The organism is Sphingobium sp. B11D3D (assembly GCF_025961755.1).
Classification (GTDB): domain Bacteria; phylum Pseudomonadota; class Alphaproteobacteria; order Sphingomonadales; family Sphingomonadaceae; genus Sphingobium.
This window is the reverse complement of record NZ_JAOQOG010000001.1, coordinates 398,086-416,343: the sequence shown is the minus strand read 5'-3', so window position 1 is coordinate 416,343 and position 18,258 is coordinate 398,086. Positions and strand designations below refer to the sequence as shown.

Annotated in this window: 17 protein-coding genes; 5 read left to right on the top strand and 12 right to left on the bottom strand. The window is 64.9% G+C overall.

Annotated features, from left to right (window positions below; translation table 11 throughout):
* Positions 1–87: 87 nt before the first annotated feature.
* Positions 88–2,538, top strand: coding sequence for a TonB-dependent receptor (locus tag M2334_RS02060; protein ID WP_264604667.1), 2,451 nt, complete (start codon positions 88–90; stop codon positions 2,536–2,538).
* Between the two features lie 174 nt (positions 2,539–2,712).
* Here the strand turns inward: M2334_RS02060 and M2334_RS02055 are convergent, their stop codons facing one another.
* Positions 2,713–4,179 carry a carotenoid oxygenase family protein gene (locus M2334_RS02055; protein WP_264604666.1) on the bottom strand — a complete coding sequence of 489 codons (1,467 nt, stop codon included), beginning with the start codon at positions 4,177–4,179 and terminating at the stop codon, positions 2,713–2,715.
* Between the two features lie 216 nt (positions 4,180–4,395).
* Between M2334_RS02055 and M2334_RS02050 the strand changes: the two genes are divergently transcribed.
* A complete protein-coding gene (locus M2334_RS02050) occupies positions 4,396–6,687 on the top strand; it encodes a S8 family peptidase (RefSeq protein ID WP_264604665.1) in 2,292 nt (763 codons plus the stop codon).
* A gap of 155 nt (positions 6,688–6,842) precedes the next feature.
* On the opposite strand, the gene M2334_RS02045 is transcribed toward M2334_RS02050, so the two are convergent.
* The 11 genes from M2334_RS02045 to M2334_RS01995 all read right to left on the bottom strand — a co-directional run bounded on the left by M2334_RS02045 (position 6,843) and on the right by M2334_RS01995 (position 15,069).
* Positions 6,843–7,202, bottom strand: a complete 360-nt coding sequence (locus tag M2334_RS02045) for a HesB/IscA family protein (RefSeq protein WP_264604664.1) — start codon at positions 7,200–7,202, stop codon at positions 6,843–6,845.
* Positions 7,203–7,323: 121 nt separating this feature from the next.
* Complete coding sequence (locus M2334_RS02040; protein WP_264604663.1) at positions 7,324–7,821, bottom strand: SUF system Fe-S cluster assembly protein; 498 nt, start codon at positions 7,819–7,821, stop codon at positions 7,324–7,326.
* Positions 7,818–9,029, bottom strand: a complete 1,212-nt coding sequence (locus M2334_RS02035; RefSeq protein WP_264606020.1) for a cysteine desulfurase — start codon at positions 9,027–9,029, stop codon at positions 7,818–7,820. The genes M2334_RS02040 and M2334_RS02035 overlap by 4 nt, the downstream gene beginning before the upstream one ends.
* A gap of 301 nt (positions 9,030–9,330) precedes the next feature.
* Positions 9,331–10,083, bottom strand: a complete 753-nt coding sequence (locus M2334_RS02030) for a SufD family Fe-S cluster assembly protein (RefSeq protein ID WP_264606019.1) — start codon at positions 10,081–10,083, stop codon at positions 9,331–9,333.
* On the bottom strand, positions 10,083–10,427 hold the full coding sequence (locus tag M2334_RS02025) for a hypothetical protein (protein ID WP_264604662.1): 345 nt from the start codon (positions 10,425–10,427) through the stop codon (positions 10,083–10,085). The genes M2334_RS02030 and M2334_RS02025 overlap by 1 nt, the downstream gene beginning before the upstream one ends.
* On the bottom strand, positions 10,424–11,170 hold the full coding sequence (sufC, locus tag M2334_RS02020; RefSeq protein WP_264571817.1) for a Fe-S cluster assembly ATPase SufC: 747 nt from the start codon (positions 11,168–11,170) through the stop codon (positions 10,424–10,426). The genes M2334_RS02025 and sufC overlap by 4 nt, the downstream gene beginning before the upstream one ends.
* Complete coding sequence (locus tag M2334_RS02015; protein WP_264604661.1) at positions 11,170–11,637, bottom strand: hypothetical protein; 468 nt, start codon at positions 11,635–11,637, stop codon at positions 11,170–11,172. The genes sufC and M2334_RS02015 overlap by 1 nt, the downstream gene beginning before the upstream one ends.
* A gap of 33 nt (positions 11,638–11,670) precedes the next feature.
* Positions 11,671–11,970 (bottom strand): cytoplasmic protein, encoded by a 300-nt coding sequence (locus M2334_RS02010; protein WP_264577201.1) that lies wholly within the window; start codon positions 11,968–11,970, stop codon positions 11,671–11,673.
* Positions 11,971–12,097: 127 nt separating this feature from the next.
* Positions 12,098–13,585, bottom strand: a complete 1,488-nt coding sequence (gene sufB, locus M2334_RS02005; protein WP_264604660.1) for a Fe-S cluster assembly protein SufB — start codon at positions 13,583–13,585, stop codon at positions 12,098–12,100.
* Positions 13,582–14,070, bottom strand: coding sequence for an RrF2 family transcriptional regulator (locus M2334_RS02000; RefSeq protein ID WP_264573823.1), 489 nt, complete (start codon positions 14,068–14,070; stop codon positions 13,582–13,584). The genes sufB and M2334_RS02000 overlap by 4 nt, the downstream gene beginning before the upstream one ends.
* Positions 14,071–14,226: 156 nt before the next feature.
* Entirely contained in the window at positions 14,227–15,069 is an 843-nt protein-coding gene (locus tag M2334_RS01995; RefSeq protein WP_264604659.1) for an AraC family transcriptional regulator, read from the bottom strand.
* 407 nt (positions 15,070–15,476) lie between these two features.
* Here M2334_RS01995 and M2334_RS01990 point away from each other — a divergent pair, with 407 nt between their 5' ends.
* From M2334_RS01990 to rpsT, 3 genes are all read left to right on the top strand, one after another.
* Complete coding sequence (locus tag M2334_RS01990) at positions 15,477–16,514, top strand: quinone-dependent dihydroorotate dehydrogenase (RefSeq protein WP_264604658.1); 1,038 nt, start codon at positions 15,477–15,479, stop codon at positions 16,512–16,514.
* Positions 16,515–16,603: 89 nt separating this feature from the next.
* Entirely contained in the window at positions 16,604–17,800 is a 1,197-nt protein-coding gene (locus M2334_RS01985; protein ID WP_264573826.1) for an AI-2E family transporter, read from the top strand.
* A 105-nt stretch (positions 17,801–17,905) separates the two neighbouring features.
* Positions 17,906–18,169: a 30S ribosomal protein S20 gene (rpsT, locus tag M2334_RS01980; RefSeq protein ID WP_181558404.1), complete on the top strand. Its 264-nt coding sequence runs from the start codon at positions 17,906–17,908 to the stop codon at positions 18,167–18,169.
* Positions 18,170–18,258 lie beyond the last annotated feature (89 nt).

The following is an 18,258-nucleotide window of genomic DNA, read 5'->3' as shown; positions in this document are numbered from 1 at the left end:
TGGCCGCCCGCGCGATAACAGACCCATAGCATGATGCTGACCGGACCACTGGAGGCATCCCTTTTTTCCGAACAAGGGGATTTCACCATGGTCAACAGACCGCTTCTTTCGCTGAGCGCGCTCGCCGCAGCTCTTCTCTTTCATGGTACCGCGCAAGCGGACGAAACCGCGGGCGCAGCGCCGGCTACCGGCTCCCGCAGCACGGCCGCAGCGCATGAAGACCGCAGCGCCCCGCAGGAGATCGTGGTGACGGCGCGCCGGCGCTCCGAAACCTCGCAGGAAATCCCGATTGCCGTCTCCGTCGTCGGCGGCGCCCAGCTCGACAGCACCGGGGCCTTCAATGTCGGCCGTCTCCAGCAGCTTGCGCCCACGCTGCAATTCTATTCGTCCAACCCGCGCAACACGGCCGTGAACATCCGCGGCATCGGCGTGCCCTTCGGCCTCACCAGCGACGGCTTCGAGCAGGGGGTCGGCATCTATGTCGATGACGTCTATTATTCGCGCGTCGCCTCGGCCACCTTCGACTTTCTCGACGTTGCGCAGATTGAAGTGCTGCGCGGGCCGCAGGGCACGCTTTACGGCAAGAACACCACAGCCGGGGCGATCAATATCACCACCAACCAGCCGACTTTCGACTTTGAAGGCAAGGCGGAGGTCAGCGTCGGCAACCTGAACTTCAAGCAGGCTAAGGCCGCCATTTCCGGCCCTCTCTCGGACACGCTGGCCGCGCGCATCGCCGTCTCCAGCACCAGCCGGCGTGGCACGATCTATAATGTCACGACCGACCGCTGGATTCAGAGCCAGGACAATATCGGCCTGCGCGGGCAGTTGCTCTGGAAGCCCACCGATACCTTCAGCGCCACCCTGGTCGGCGATTACAGCAAGCAGGATGCCATCTGCTGCGGCTCCGTGTTCGTGCGCACCGGCGCCACGCAGCGCCCGCTCAATCGCCAGTTCGCGGCGCTGGCTGCCGCGCAGAACTACGCCCCGCCCAGCCTCAACGGGTTCGACCGCCTGACCGATCTGGATGCCAGCCTCAATGCCGGTAACGTCATCGGCGGCGTCGCCCTGCGGCTGAAGTGGGATGTCGGCCCCGGCACGCTCACCTCCGTGACGGCCTGGCGCAGCTGGAACTGGAAGCCCGAGAACGACCGCGATTTCACCGGATTGCCGGTCGTCACGCTCTCGCAGAACCCCTCCCAGCAGGACCAGTATACGCAGGAGCTGCGCTACAATTACAGCGGCAAGCAGTTCGATTTCGTCCTCGGCGCCTTTGCCTTCAACCAGCGGATCGACACGCAGGGGACCGAGCAGCATGGTTCGGCATCCAGCCGCTGGACGCTGAACCCGACCAGTGCGCTGGCCAACCAGCCGGCTGTGCTCAACGGGCTGACCGCGCGCAACTCGCAATATCTCAAGAGCACCAGCCTGGCGCTGTTCGGCCAGCTGGCCTGGAAGGCCACCGACGCGCTGACCATCCAGCCGGGCCTGCGCCTCAACTATGACAAGAAGGAAGGCTTCTACCAGCGCCGCGTCTTCGATGGGCAGGGCGTGGAAATCCTCGCGACGGACACGGGCGCGGTGCGTGCGGCGCAGCTCGGTGTCTTTACCCCGCAGCTCAGCGCGCCGGAGGCCAGCGACTGGAACTTCAGCTACGACCTCACAGTGAGCTACCGCGTGGCCCCGGACATTCTGACCTATGCGACCTATGCCAAGACCTTCAAGACGGTCGGCATCAACCAGAACGGCCTGCCCACCGATGCCGCCGGCAATCCGATCCTCGCCGCCGGGCAGATCCGGCCCGAGCAGGTCCAGCATTTCGAGGCCGGCATCAAGGCGCAGTTCTGGGATCGCCGCGCGACGCTCAACCTCTCGGCCTTCCGCACGGACATCAAGGACTATCAGGCCACGGTGAACAACGGCCAGTTCGGGGTGCTGCGCGGTTACCTCGCCAATGCCGACAAGGTCCGCTCGCAAGGCGTGGAGGTCGACTTCTCGGTGCGCCCGAGCCAGCGCTTCAATGCCTATGTGAATGGCGCCTACACGGACGCGACCTATCGGCGCTTCGTCGACGCGCCCTGCCCGCCGGAGCTTTCTGGCGGCACGGCGGCCGGGAGCAATGCGCCGAGCGCGCCGGGCACGCCCGGGGGCTTGAGCCCGGCAAATTGCGACATCTCCGGCCAGCGCCTGCCGGGCGTCTCCAAATGGGCGCTCTCCTTCGGCGCGGAAGGCAATGTGCCGGCAACGCTGCTGGGCCAGACCGGCGAGGTGTATCTCGGCTACGACGGCAGCTATCGTTCCAACTTCTCGTCCAACGCCTCGCCCTCGGCCTATACCTGGATCGATGGCTACAGCCTGTCGAACGTCCGGCTGGGCTTCCGGACGGATGCCGGCCTCGACATCTTCGGATGGGTGCGAAATGCCTTTAACGAGAATTATTACGAGCAGCTGTTCGTCGGCCCCGGCAATACCGGCCTGATCGCCGGCCTGCCCGGCGACCCCCGCACCTGGGGGGCAACGGTGAAGGTCTCGTTCTGATGGGAAGGGGCGGGAGGCTAAAAATCTCCCGCCCTAATGCGCGCCAGAAACCACCCCTCCGTTCGTGTCGAGCGAAGTCGAGACACCAAAGCGCAGCGCTGGGCGTGTCTCGACTTTGCTCGACACGAACGGGATGTTGGGATGGCGGCCTTTAGAGGGAGTGCAACCTCGCCCTCAAATGCCCGCCAGCTGCGCCCCAGTCGACCAATTACCGTGCAACCCCTGCCGGATACGCACCGGCAGCTTAGCCCGGGCGATCGGTCCCTCGTCGACATGCTGGGCATCGAAGAAGCACAGCTCCGAATAATTGGTCACGTGATTGTCGACCAGCGCGATGACATAGCCCTCGCCTTCCGGCGCATCCGCTGATTTCGGAACGAAGCAGGGCTCCTGGATGCCGCATTGCGGCCCGGGCCACCAGCTCTTGGTGCTCCCGGTCGCCAGATCGATATGAGCCAGGCTGTTGATCATGCCGACGAACGGCCCGCCCGGACCTTCATAGGGTTTCTCGCGATCCATCACGAGCATCCAGCCATGGCGATAGGCTTGCGTCGCATAGCGATCGTCGATGCGCGGAAACTCGTCGGCGAGGTTGGTCAGCTTCTCGATGCTCTCGAACTCGTCACTGTTGGACGCCATGTCGACGCTCCAGCGGCTGAGATAGCCCAGTCCCGCAATGGGATCGAACGGCGCGCCGTGGATATCGGGGAAGAAGGGGAAGCTGTTGTTGGCCGCCACCGGATGATCGAAGTAGATCCGCGTGCCCTCGTTGAAGGCGTTCATCACATGCCCCACGAAGCAGTTGGACGGCGCCTTGAACCAGCGCATGTCGGCCGCCGTGGCACCCGCCTGGCGCGGCAGCACGGCAAGCCAGACCGGCTGGGTGGTATCGAACCCGAAATAGGGTAGGCGCTTTTCCAGCCGCTCCATGCTGGTGAGCAGCGGCATGACCGAGAAGACCGCATAATCTTCCGTCACGCCGAAATCATGCATCATGCACAGATATTTGTTCTGGAAGGGAATCTCGAACAGCAACTCACCGGTTGGCGAGATTTCCATATAGCTCATGTCATGGGTCATCGGCCCTTTGGACATGTAAGAGAAGGCGCACATATTGCCGGTGGCCGGGTCGATCTTCGGATGGGCGCAAAAGGTCTTGCTGTCGATCCGACCGCCGAAGTCGGTGTAGCCATGGGTCTCCAGCGTGTTCGGGTCCATGAGCAGGCAAGGGCTGTCCTCCTTCATGGCGTAGAGCTTGCCGGCATGGACCAGCACATTGGTATTGGCGGTGCCGCGAATCTGCCCCTCGACGCTCGGGTCGTCGGTCAGGTGATTGCGGTACATGCCGAACAGCGACTTGCCGGCCTTGTTCTCCAGCTTCCATTTGTCGGTCTGCGCATAACGCTGGCGGAAATCGACCTTGCCATCCTTGACCCGGAACATGCTGACCATGCCATCGCCATTGAAGAACTGGTCGTCCTCGAATTTGGGCGCAAACTGATTGTCCGGGTGGACGCGGTGGAAGGCGCCATCGAGACCGGCGGGGACCTCCCCCTCGATTTCGACGTCGTGAATGTCGCCCTGCAAACGGAGCGGGCGAAGTGTACCGGTGAAACCGAACGTGTTGGGGAAATGGGCCATGCGTCGCTCTCCTCGATTCTCTCTCTCGCGCCTGATCTACCGGCCCGCGCATCCGCAGAAATTGATCGAGCGCAACACGCGCCTGGATCATCTCGTCGCCTGATTGGACAGGCTGGCAACCGCCCCCTCGCAGCCCTGTTTTTGCGAAACAGCCCGTTAACCAGGCGCCGCTAGTGTCGCAGCGCGCATCGTCGCGCGGACGGGGAACCTGCAATCATGCGGCATGTGATCGCTTTTGGCTCGGTAGTGGCGCTGCTGACGCTGGCCGGCTGCGGGGGTGGCGGCGGCGCGCTCAATTCGACGCCCACACCCTCACCCGCCCCGGCTCCCGCACCGACCCCAACTCCGGCCCCGGCACCCACGCCCGCGCCGACACCCAGCACGGTCAATTACGACACCAGCGAATACCGCAATTCCTCCGGCCTGCCTTATCATGGCGCGATCACTGCCTATCAGGCGGGCGCCAGCGGCGCGGGTGTGACGGTCGGCGTGGTGGACAGCGGCCTGTCGGATCCGACCGGCGAGTTTACCGGCCGGATTAGCGCCGCCTCCGCGGACTTTGCCGGCAATAGCAGCTACACGGATGTGGAGGGCCATGGCACGGCGGTCTCGGCGGTGCTGGCCGCCGGACGCAACAACCGGCGCGTGATGGGCATGGCTTGGGGCGCGACCGTGATGGCGTTGCGGACCGACGACCAGTCCGACTGCGATGCCGATGGCTGCAAGCACAGCACCACGGCCATTGCCAACGCCATCGACCATGCCAGGATCAATGGCGCACGGATCATCAACGTCTCGCTCGGGGGCGGCGCGGCTCCCAATTATCTGCTGCAGGCGGTGAAGCGCGCCACCCAGGCCGGCATCATCATCGTCATTTCCGCCGGTAACAACGAGGACGGCCAGCCCATGATGGCCGCGCCGGACGAGCTGGCGCAATCCTTTGCCAACCCGGCCTATAGCAACGGCCTCGTCATCATCGCGCCATCCGTGAACAGCAATGATACGGTGAGCAGCTTCTCGGCCGGCGTGGCCGGATTCGAGAGCGTGAGCATCGCCGCGCTCGGCAGTCGCGTCCTGTCCTTCGATCACACCGGCACCGACTATCTCTACTCCGGCACATCGTTTGCCGCGCCGCAGGTGGCCGGCGCCGCTGCGCTGCTGGCGGATGCCTTCCCCAATCTCACCAGCGCGCAGATCGTTGCGCTGCTCAAGAACAGCGCGCGCGATGTCGGCGCGCCGGGCGCGGATGCGCGCTATGGCGTGGGCATCCTGGATATCGCCAAGGCCTTCCAGCCGGTCGGCGCGCTCAGTATGGCCGGCACACAGATCGCGCTCTCACCCCTTTCGACCAGCATACTGTCCGCACCGATGGGCGACGCCACGCCTGCCGCGCTGGATGCGGTTGCGCTGGACGATTATCAGCGTGCCTATCGCGTGGACCTGACCCCGCGCTTCGCCCGCCCTGCACCGCGCCGTGCGTTCGCCGCTGCGCTCGACACCGCCCAGCGCCATCTCAACCTCGGGACGCCGGCGCTCAGCCTGTCGCTCAATCTCCGCCCGACCGTGGAGGCCGCCACCACGCGCGATCCCTTCGCGTTCCGTCAGTCGGACGAGGCCCGCACCCGGCTGCTCTCCGGCACGCTGAGCGCGCAGATCGCGCCCCACGCGCGCGTGATGTTGGGCCTGCGGACGGGCATCGCCGCCCTGGAACAGCGCCTCCCCGACCGTGCCGGCCCCAGCTTCCTGATGGCGGATCATGGCTTCGATGCCGATCATGCCGACCGGCAGGCGCAAGCTGCCCTCACCGTCTCGCAGCAGCTGTCACCGGCGCTGACCATCATCGGCGGGTTCGAGCGGGGCGATATGCAACGTGCCGCTCTCGCGGATGCCGAGCAGTGGCGCGCCACGCCCTATCATGCGGCGTCGCTCTCGCTCGACTATCAGCGCGGGGCGATCGGCCTCACTGCCGGGACGACGATGCTGGACGAGCAGGCCACGCTGCTCGGCGCCCGCTTCTCCGCCAATTTCGGCGCGCAGTCAGCGCGCAGCCTGTTTACACGGCTGGGGGCGCGCGCCGACCTGCCGGGCGCCGTCCGCCTCTCGGCCAACTGGCAGCGCGGCTGGACCCGCGCCGCGGCCGGCGGAACCTTGCGCGAAGGCGGATCGCTGGTCAGCCAAAGCTGGTCGGCCGATCTGGCCCGTGGCGATCTCTTCACGCCCGGCGATCTGCTGGGTCTGCGCATCTCCCAGCCGCTGCGTGCCATCACCAGCCGCTTCACGCTGATCGTACCGCAGACCTGGGACTGGGAGCAGCAAATGGCGACCGACGCGCGCGTGCCGCTCAACCTCGTGCCGCGCGGCCGCCAGCGCGATTATGAGCTGAGCTATGGGCGCGGCATCGGCCCCGGCTGGCTCGGCGCCAACCTCTTCCTGCGCGAGCAGGGCGGCAACATCGCGGCCACACCCGACGAGCTGGGCATGGCTCTGCGTTGGTCGGTAGGGTTCTGAGGCTCGAGTGCTGCCGAATGGTGGGCTGGCAAACCGAGAGCCCACCTATTCCCGTCATTCCCGCGAACGCGGGAATCCAGAACCCAGCCGAACTGCGATTGCGCCCCTGGATTCCCGCGTGCGCGGGAATGGCGGGAGGGAATAATTGCCCGCCTTCAAACGGTGAAGCTTTCGCCGCAGCCGCAGGCGCCCTTGGCGTTGGGATTGTTGAACACGAAGCCGGCGGTGAAATCGTCTTCCACCCAGTCCATGGTCGAGCCGATCAGGTAGAGCACCGAGGCGGCATCGATGAAGAACAGACCGCCGGGCGTCTCGATCCGCTCATCGAACGGCGCGACCTCGCTCACATAGTCGACGGAATAGGCCAGCCCCGAGCAGCCCCGGCGCGGCGTGGAGAGCTTGACGCCCATCGTGCCCTCAGGCGCCTTGCCCATCAGATCCGCAACGCGCTGCTCGGCGGCCGGCGTCAGCGTGACGGCGGCGGGCAAGGGGCGCTTGGTGGTGGTCGTGGTCATCCGTCTCACTCTCACTCGATGTCCGTCCGGTCTTCAAACGAAGAACAACCCTTCGACAAGCTCAGGGCGAACGGACAAGAATTGTTCCCAACTCGCCAAAAGATCTACTTTTGGCGAAGCGTTACAGCATCCCCAGTTCCAGCTTGGCTTCGTCGCTCATCTTCTGCGGGTCCCAAGGCGGGTCCCAGACGAGATTGACGTCCACCAGACCGACGCCGGGCACCGATCCCACGCGCATTTCCACTTCGCCGGGCATCGATTCCGCGACCGGGCAATGCGGCGTCGTGAGCGTCATGGTGACGGCGACATGATTGTCCTCGCCCACCTCGACCCCGTAGATCAGCCCGAGATCATAGATGTTCACGGGGATTTCCGGATCGAAGATGCTCTTGAGCGCATCGATCACCGCATCATAGGTCGCGCCGCCCGGCTCACCTGCGGGCGCATCGCTGGGCTTCTGGGCGAGAAAGCCCTCCAGATAATCGCGCTTGCGGGCGACCTTGTCCGCCGCGTTTTCCGCAACGCCGGAAGCATCCTCCACCACATCGCTCACGCGAGCGCGCGGCGGCGGAGCGACGCCTTCGACTTCCTCGGTTCTGATTCTGCTCTCGTCATTCATCCGAATATCGTCCTGACCCGATCGAGGCCACGCAGCAGCGCCTCGATATCGCTTTCATCATTGTAAATCCCGAAGCTGGCCCTCGCCGTCGCCTCGACGCCAAGATGCGCCATGAGCGGCTGTGCGCAGTGATGGCCCGCGCGGATCGCCACGCCGCTCTCATCCAAGATAGTGCCGATGTCGTGAGGATGAACCCCCTCCATCACGAAAGACACGATTCCCGCCGCATCCTCAGGCCCCAGCAGGCGGATGGTGTTGATGCCGCGCAACGCCTCGCGCGTGCGGGCGACCAGTGCATCCTCATGGGCAGCCATGCGATCGAGCCCGATCGCCTCGACATAATCGATTGCCGCCGCCAGCCCGATCGTCTCGATGATCGCGGGCGTCCCGGCCTCGAACCGCGCGGGGGGCGGTGCATAAGTGGTGCGCGCGAAGGTCACCTTGTCGATCATCGCGCCGCCGCCATGATAAGGCGGCATGGCCTCGAGGATTGCGCCCCGCGCCCACAGCACGCCGATGCCGGTTGGGCCGTACAACTTGTGGCCGGAGAAGAGATAGAAATCGCAGCCCAGCGCCTGCACATCGATGGCGAGACGCGGTGCGGCCTGACAGCCATCGACCAGCAGCAGCGCCCCGGCGCCATGGGCAATCTCTGCCGCGCGCCGCACGTCCAGCACGCTGCCGAGCACATTGGAGACATGCGCAAGTGCCACGAGCTTGTGCTCCGGGCGGAGCATCGCCGCCATGGCATCCAGATCGATGCGACCATCCGGCGTCAGCGGCACGACGTCGATTTGCGCACCGGTCCGCTGCGCAATGAGCTGCCAGGGCACGATATTGCTGTGATGCTCGAGCGTCGAGAGCAGGATGCGGTCGCCGGCCTTGAGATTGGCGCCGCCCCAACTCTGCGCGACGAGATTGATCCCCTCGGTCGCGCCGCGCACGAACACGATCTCGTTCTCGCTCGGTGCGTTGATGAACTCCGCCACGCGACGACGCGCGGCCTCGAAAGCCAGCGTCATGTCCGCCGACCGCGCGTAGACGCCGCGATGGACCGTCGCATAGTCCGCGCCCATTGCCCGCACCGTGGCATCGATCACCGCCTGCGGCTTCTGTGCCGTGGCGGCGGTATCGAGATAGTGCCAGGGCTTGCCGTCAGTGGTGACGAGGCCGGGGAAATCGGCGCGGCGGCTGTGGAGCGCGTTCATGGTTGCGGCGGAGGGTGTCTCGACTTCGCTCGACACGAACGGGGTCTTGGTCGTCATCACGCTGACATCTCCGAACAGTGCGCGCGAGCGCGAACCCGAGGCCGGAATAACCCGATCAACCTCACCCTTCCGTTCGTGTCGAGCGAAGTCGAGACACACCCAGCACCGTCCCTTCCCGTGCTCCTGTCAAGGCAGGAGCCCAGGGGGGCAAGGGCAGTCGGTTGCGCCCTGGACTCCTGCCTTCGCAGGAGCACGGGGATGGCAGAGGCCAGCGAACCATTCAGAAGAGCAGCACGCCCCATCATCCCAGCGCCTCCAACCGAGCCCGCGCCACGGTCGCGAACCGCTCGCGCTCGGCCTCGTCGGCCATGTCGTCGAACAGCCCGGCGATGAAGGCTTCGAGCAGCAGCGCCTTGGCGCTTGCCGGATCGATCCCGCGCGAGGCCATGTAGAACAGGGCAGCGGCATCGAGCTGGCCGATGCTGGCGCCATGGGCGCACTTCACGTCATCGGCGAAGATCTCCAGCTCCGGCTTGGCATTGGCCGTGGCGGTACGGCCGAGCAGCATCGCCTTGAAGCTCTGCGCAGCATCGGTCTTCTGCGCATCGCGCGCGACGCGGATCTGCCCGAGATAATTGGTCGTCGCCTTGCCCGCCGCGATCGCCCTCACGGTCTGTGCACTGGTCGCTTCCGGCTCGGCATGGTTGAGCGTCGTCACCAGCTCGATGGTCTGCGCGGCGCCGCCGATCAACGCCGCCTTCAGCTCGAAATGCGCATGGCGGGCGAGCGTAACCTCGAAGGTGACGCGCCCCAGCGTGCCGCCGCTGTTCAGCAGATGGACGTTGAGCGAGCCGCCCGCACCGATCTCGACCAGATGATCGCGCACGATGCTCTCGCCGTCCGCGCCATCCTGCAGCAGCGCCAGCGTGCGCACTTCGCCGGGCGCGACGACGATCCGCTCGGGCGCGCCCACGGGCCAGACCTGCGCCGCAGCGTCGAGATCGCTATAGCGCCAAGCCTCGTCGCGGCGCGTGGGGAGCGTTGCCGGTGCCATCATGCGCCGCCTCCCGCACGCTCGATCGACAGATACTCGCGAATGCGCGCGACCAACGAGGGCCGGGCCTTGTCCACACAGGCGCGCACCTCGTCCTGCGACGCCTTGCCTTTGCGCACGCATTGCGTCGTGGCCTTGCACAAGGCCGCGTCGAGCTTGCGCACGCCGGTCGATTCACTCAATCCGCAATGATATTTGCCCGCCGCGTCACGCGTGACCCCCACCTGAACACCACGCAGACGCTGCGCGATGACGGTGATCTCGTCGGCGGGCGTGGCCTCGCTCGGCACTGGCGGCGCGACAACCGGGCTCTGCGCGAGCATCAAGGCGGCAATCAGACTCATGCGGCGACCACCTCGGCATAGCCGTCCTTCTCCAGCGCCAGCGCCAGTTCCGGTCCACCCGATTTCACGATGCGGCCGGCCGCGAGCACGTGCACGAAGTCCGGCTGCACATAATCGAGCAGGCGCTGATAATGGGTGATGAGCAGCACGGCCTTGTCCGGCGCGCGCATGATCGCGTTGATCCCGGCGCCCACGGTCTTGAGCGCATCGATATCGAGACCGGAATCGGTCTCGTCGAGAATCGCCAGCTTCGGGTCCAATATGCCCATATGGACCATCTCGGCGCGCTTCTTCTCGCCGCCGGAAAAGCCCACATTCACCGGGCGCTTGAGCATCTCCATGTCCATGCCGAGCAGCGCCGCCTTCTCGCGCGCCAGGCGCAGGAAATCGGCGGCGGACAGCGGCTCTTCCCCGCGGACGCGGCGCTGGCTGTTCAGCGCCTCGCGCAGGAACTGGACATTGGAGACGCCGGGAATCTCGACCGGATATTGGAAGCCGAGGAACAAGCCGGCGGCGGCGCGCTCATGCGGTTCCATGTCGAGCAGATCGGCGCCATTGAACGAGACGCTGCCCTGCGTCGCTTCATAACCGGGCCGACCGCCAAGCGTATAGGCCAGCGTGGACTTGCCCGCGCCGTTCGGCCCCATGATCGCGTGGATCTCGCCCGCATTGATCGAGAGGCTGAGGCCCTTGAGGATGGCCTTGCCGTCGATTTCCGTGTGGAGATTGTCGATGGTCAGCATCAGCGCGCGCCTTCCTGCTCGTGCTGGCGGATCAGCGTGCGGGCCGTCCAGAAGGCCATGTCGCGCACGTCGCCGGGGGCGGGAAACAGCGTGTCGATGTGCCGCTTGATCGGCATATAGGGCCACCAGTCGGCGCCCGGCTCCGGCGCGCCCTTCTCCAGCAGGCCCACGACGAACTCGCTCACCGGCCCCATGCGCGCGAGATTAGGCGCCTTGGCCTTGTGGAACGCCTTGTCCGTCCGCAGCCGCTCGGTGAACGTCGCATCGCCCTCGGCCAGCGCCTCGCGGCACTGCGCCTGATAGGCATCGAGATCGCCGAAATCCTGGACGGCACGCGGCTGAAGCTCGCCCTCTTCCAGTTCGTAATCCTCGGTCAGGATGCGGATGGCCGCCGTCCACGACTGGCCATTGCCGACATCTTCCGCGAAATCGGCGAGGGCATCCTGAATATCGTCTTCGTCGCTCAAAAGTCTGTCCTTCGATTCTTAAATTCTTGATCGTCAGAACCAGATGCTGTGCATCCGCTTCAAAAATGCTTCATCCGAAACCCGGAAACCAGAAGCATCCCCAATCACTGAGTCGATGCCGCAGTTCGGGCACAAGGCTGTTCCGCCATCATCAACCCAATCCTCTATCCCGGCAGCGGCGAAACTAGTGCAGCAGTAAAAACAACCCGCCACGCTACTTCGATCAAGCTCCGTCCGATGGTTAGCGCAATGGACGTGCGCTTCCACCTCGGGACCGCCTTGTCGCTTTAACTCGGCGGGATTTGCGCTGACCTCGTCGAACTCGCCGGTCACCCTCCGATGGCCTTATCTAATTCGTCACCCCGGACTTGATCCGGGGTCCAGCTGCCTTTCGGCGCTGCGCTGGACGAAGCGGGATGCCGGATCAAGTCCGGCATGACGGTGGGAGAAAGCGCAGGAGTCACCCAACCGATCCCTCAAGGCTGATCCCCAGCAACTTCTGTGCTTCCACTGCGAATTCCATCGGCAGCTGTTGGAGCACATCCTTCGCGAAGCCGTTGACGATCAGGCTCACCGCCGCTTCCTGATTCAGCCCGCGCTGCAGGGCGTAGAAGAGCTGATCGTCGCTGATCTTGCTCGTCGTCGCCTCATGCTCGACGATGGCGCTCGGGTTCTTCACCTCGATATAGGGCACGGTGTGGGCGCCGCACCGGTCACCCAGCAGCAGCGAATCGCACTGGGTGAAGTTCCGCGCCCCTTCGGCATTGGCGCTCATCCGCACAAGGCCGCGATAGGTGCCGTTGGACTTGCCGGCGCTGATGCCTTTGGAGACGATCGTCGAACGGGTATTCTTGCCGTTGTGGATCATCTTGGTGCCGGTGTCGGCCTGCTGGCGATTGTTGGTCACCGCCACCGAGTAGAACTCGCCGACGCTGTTCTCGCCGTTCAGCACGCAGCTGGGATATTTCCAGGTGATCGCGCTGCCGGTTTCCACCTGAGTCCAGCTCACCTTGCTGTTGCGCCCTTGGCACAGCGCGCGCTTGGTGACGAAATTGTAGATGCCGCCCTTGCCGTCAGCATCGCCGGGATACCAGTTCTGCACGGTCGAATATTTGATCTCGGCATCATCGAGCGCGACCAGCTCGACCACGGCAGCGTGGAGCTGGTTCTCGTCGCGCTGCGGGGCGGTGCAGCCTTCCAGATAGGAGACGTAGCTGCCCTTGTCCGCGACGATCAGCGTGCGCTCGAACTGGCCGGTATTCTCGGCATTGATGCGGAAATAGGTGGAGAGCTCCATCGGGCAGCGCACGCCCTCCGGAATGTAGACGAAGGTCCCATCCGAGAAGACCGCGCAATTCAATGTGGCGAAGTAGTTGTCATGCATCGGCACGACCTTGCCGAGCCACTTCTTCACCAGATCGGGGAACTCGCGGATCGCCTCGCTGATCGAGCGGAAGATGACGCCGGCTTCCTCCAGTTCCTTGCGGAAGGTGGTGGCGACCGAAACGCTGTCGAACACGGCGTCCACAGCGACCCGGCGCGCGCCCGCGACATTGGCGAGCACTTTCTGCTCCTCGATTGGAATGCCCAGCTTCTCGTAAGTTCGGCGGATCTCCGGATCGAGCTCGTCCAGGCTCCCCAGCTCGACCTTCTTCTTGGGCGCCGCATAATAATAGGCGTCCTGATAATCGATGGACGGCACGTTGAGCTTCGCCCAGTCCGGCGAGTCCATCGTCAGCCAGTGGCGATAGGCCTTGAGGCGCCACTCCAACATCCATTCCGGCTCGTTCTTCTTGGCCGAGATGAAGCGGACAGTGTCCTCGCTCAGGCCCTTGGGCGCGAACTCCTGCTCGATGTCCGAACTGAAGCCCCACTCATAGTCGCTCACCTTCTTGGCGGCGGCGAGCGCATCTTCATTCTTGGGGCGGGTATCGACCGGGGCAGTCATTGCACGGACTCCATGGCGGTTGCGCTTGCAGGGCCAGTCAGGCCCGGAGGCGAGAAAGCCGCAACCGGCAGCGTTTCAGGGGAAGCGATGAGATGAGCCAGCGTGACATGCGCCAGCGCATCGCGGACCAGCGCGTTGACGCCGATCCAGTGCGGGCGGATGTCACAGGGCTGCGAGAGGGCGCAGCATTCCGCCCCGTGCGGCTCGAGGCAGCCAGTGAGCGCGATCGGTCCATCGACCGCTTCGATGATGTCGGCCAGCGTGATCGCCGCCGCCGGGCGCGCCAGCTTGATGCCGCCGCCGCTGCCACGCGTCGCCTTGATCAGCCCGGCCCGTCCGAGCAGGCTCGCAAGCTTCTGTCCCGTCGGCACCGGAATGCCGGCCTTGGCCGAGAGGCTCGCCGCATTCGCCCGCGCGCCACCGCACTGCGAGGCGGCGGTCCGCATCATCAGCACGGCATAATCGGCAAGGCTCGACAGGCGCATGTTTGCAAACGACTCTCAAATCGGAGTAAATCGGTCTGATTGCGCAAATGGGCCGGCGCTCGCCGGAAATCAAGCCCGAAAGCAGAGCAATTCGCAGCGCGGGCGCTTCTGTTGCCTTACGCCATCAGGGGCGGGCAGGCGACAGCGGCTGGCGAGTCAGCTGATCTGGCTCAACCTGGCGATCCCGCCCTTCAGCTCCGCGCGCTTCATCGAGAGGCGAATCACGATGCTGGCCCGCTCGCGCAGTTCGGTGGGCGTGAGACCCGTGAAATGCTTGATCTCGCGGATGAAATGCGATTGGTCATAGAAGGCATCGCCGCTCACTTCCGCCCACTCCAGATCTTCGCGCGCCAGAACCTGGGCACAGCGCAGCGCCCGATACTTGCGCGCCAGATATTTGGGCGGCGCGCCGTACAGGCGATTGCACCAGCGCGCGAGCTGGCGCGCGGAAAGGCCCGTCGTCTCCTGCAGCACCTCGACCCGGGGCGACTGCTCGTCTGCCAGCCAGCGGTCCACAACCTCGATGAATCTGCGCTCTGCATCCGGGACGGGATGAAGGTGATCGCGGATGAAAGCCCAGAAGATATCTTCCGCGCTGCCAGGATCATCGATCCTCCGCAGCGCTGACAGCATATCGGTCCAGCCGGGGCCGAACCGCGCAGCGAGATCGACCACATCATCGGATGCCGCATCCGCATCGCCGGCCCGCAGCGCCGCCCAGCCCAGCGGCAGAACGGAAACGCCGAAGACCTGCAAAGGCCCGTGCACATCGAAATGCGTCGCCGCGCTGGTCGCGCCGAGCAGGCAGCATTCAGGGGTCTCCGCCCGGTGCCCGTCCACGAACCGATAGGCACCCGAACCGGCGAGCATGAAGCGAATTTGCGCGAAGTCCGCACGGGTATGGTCCGCCACGCGCGGCTGATCCGCCGTGAACAGGTACATCGCGCCAAAATAGTGGGCCAGATCGACAGGGGGAACGAAGTAGCTGAGCGCTACCATGTCCGCAGTATCGGCAACGGAGAATCTGTGACGCACGCGCGACCCTGACCACTCTCCAGGGAAAGACGAGCCGAAATGTTCGATCGGAAGGACTGGCAGTTCGGCAGGGCCAAGGCCACGCCATCGCGTGCTCCACCCTGAACGACCTTTCGCACAAATCGCTGATGCGGCAAATAAAAAAGCGGCCCGGCAGGCAATATCACCCGCCAGACCGCTAAAGTTCAAGGTCTCTGAGCCAAATGACCAAGAGCCCTTCGGGTCGCAGTCTCGCCGTAACGCGATTCGTTCAGCTTGGATTGGACGGAATCGTCATGATAATGCGAATCGTAGCCCGGTTGAGATTGCGCGCCTCGGCTCCGTTGCGCTGCCCTTTGACCGCTTGACCGAGCGCTGGCATAGCGCGCGGCATGTACCAGAAGCTCCGCCCTCTCCTGTTCGCGCTCGATGCGGAGCGCGCCCATGGCCTCGCCCTTGCCGCGCTGCGCCTGCCTTTCCCCTCAGCCCCCAAGCCGGACCCAATTCTGGCCCAACGGCTGTTCGGACTGGACTTCGCCAGCCCGGTCGGCCTCGCTGCGGGGTTCGACAAGAATGGCGACGTGATAGACCGGGTCGGCGCGCTCGGCTTCGGCTTTGGAGAATTGGGGACGCTGACCCCGCGCCCACAGGTCGGCAATCCACGCCCGCGCATTTTCCGGCTGGTCGAGGATGGCGGCATCATCAACCGGCTGGGGTTCAACAATGGCGGGCAACCGGCGGCCTGCGCCCGGCTCGGTCGACGCGGCAAGCCACGGGGGCTGATCATCGGCATCAACATCGGCGCCAACAAGGACACCGAGGATCGCATTGCCGATTATGAGGAAGGCGTGCGGGCCATGAGCCCCCATTGCCATTATCTCACCGTCAATGTGTCCTCGCCCAATACCCCCGGCCTGCGCGCCCTGCAGGACCGGGGCGCGCTCGACGCCCTGCTCGGCCGCGTGATGGCCGCGCGTGCAGAGGATGGGCCGCCGATGCTGCTTAAGATCGCACCCGATCTCGAGCCGGCGGACGTCGACGACATCGCGGAACTGGCTTTGCAGCACCGCATCGACGGACTGATCGTAACGAACACCACGATCAGCCGTCCGGCCTCCCTCCGCTCCGCCAATGCCGGGGAATCGGGTGGCCTGTCCGGCGCACCGCTGCATGATATGGCCCTTGGCCGCCTGCGCGATTTCCGCCAGCGCCTCGGCGACCGGCTGCCGTTGATCGGCGCCGGCGGCATCCGTACCGCCGAGCAGGCCTATGCCCGCATCCGCGCCGGCGCGAGCCTCATCCAGCTCTATTCGGCGATGGTCTATGAGGGGCCGTATCTGCCCGCGCGCATCAATGCCGGGCTCGCCGATCTCTTGCGCCGGGATGGGTTCACGTCGATCAGCCAGGCTGTCGGGGTCGATACGCGCTGAGGAATCGCCGACCTCAACGGATCGACATTGCCTTTGCGCTGTTTTTGCGATGAGGTCGCGCCAGACGAACTGAACGGAATTCGCCCATCATGGATGCCAGCCCACCGCCCCGCAAGATCGAGGATCACGCCTTTCTCGCGCTGGTCATTCTCATCACGGTCGCCTTCGCGTTCATTCTGGAGCCTTATTTCCAGGCGATCCTGTGGGGCGTGATCATCGCCATCCTGTTCCAGCCGGTGCATCGCGAGATTCGCGACATCATGCCGCGCTGGCCCAGCGCCGCTGCCGGCCTGACGTTGCTGCTCATCATCGCACTGGTGATCGTACCGGCGCTGCTGCTCACCATCGCGCTGATTCAGGAAGCGAGCGTGTTCTACGCGCGCATTCAGTCCGGCGAGATCAACTTCGCGCAATTGTTCGATGATCTGCGCGCCAGCATGCCCGCTTGGTCCGAAAGCTGGCTCCAGCGTTACGGGCTCGACAATTTCAATGCCGCGCAAGAGCGGCTGCGCGAAGCCGCGGCAGACAGCTTTCAGTTCGTGGCGGCGCAAGCCGTGAACATCGGCCAGAGTGCGTTCAGCCTGTTCATCGCGTTCACCGTCATGCTCTATCTCACCTATTTCCTGCTGCGCGATGGCGAGACTCTGATGGAGAGCGTGATCAAGCGCACGCCGCTGCGCGATGGGCCGCGTCGCGAACTGCTCCGCCAGTTCGTGTTGGTGATCCGCGCGACCGTGAAGGGCAGCATCATTGTCGCCATTGTGCAGGGCTTCATCGGCGGGGTCGTGTTCTGGCTGCTGGGCGTCGAAGGCGCCTTGCTGTGGGGCGTGATGATGGGCTTCTTCTCGCTGCTGCCCGCCGTGGGTACCGGCATCGTCTGGGTGCCGGTCGCGGTCTACCTGCTGGTCAGCGGCGCGCTGGCCCAAGCGCTCATCCTCATCTTCTGCGGCATCTTCGTCATCGGCATGGTGGACAATCTATTGCGGCCGATCCTTGTCGGGCGGGATACGAGGATGCCGGACTATCTGGTGCTCATCACCACGCTGGGCGGGCTGCAACTGTTCGGCTTCAGCGGGCTAGTGATCGGTCCGGTCATCGCTGCCCTGTTCATCGCCACCTGGAACATCGTGGCCGGGATGCGCGGGCAGGATGAGGCCGCGCTCCCCATCACGGAGCCAGACGACCTGCCGGATGCCGCTTCCGTCCCGGTCGGCGAGGTGGAAGCGCGCTTGCGCACGGATACGGCAGGCACGCAGAAGCCGGCTTCGTCGCCACAAGGCGGTTGACGCTGTCCCGGATCAGGGCTAATGGCCCGGCCTTCGCGCGCCTGCGGCTTCCGCCTGGCGAGTCGGGCCGCGCGCCCAAAAACAGTTTCGAGTTCGAGGAATTTCATGGCCAATACGCCGCAGGCAAAGAAGCGCATTCGTCGCAACGCACGTCGCGCCGAGATCAACGGTAGCCGCATGAGCCGCATCCGCACCCTCGTGAAGAAGGTGGAAGCAGCGGTCGCAGCGGGTGACAAGTCGGCGGCGCAGGCAGCCCTTTCCGCCGCGCAGCCCGAGCTGTCGCGTGGCGTGGCCCGTGGCGTGCTCCACAAGAACACCGCCTCGCGCAAGTTCAGCCGCCTGACCAAGAGCGTCGCCGGCCTGGCCTGAGCGCTCTCGCGGATTTCGAGACAAGAACGGCGTCGGATTTTCCGGCGCCTTTTTTGTTGTCCGGACGAGCGGCTGGCCCCTTCCGTCCC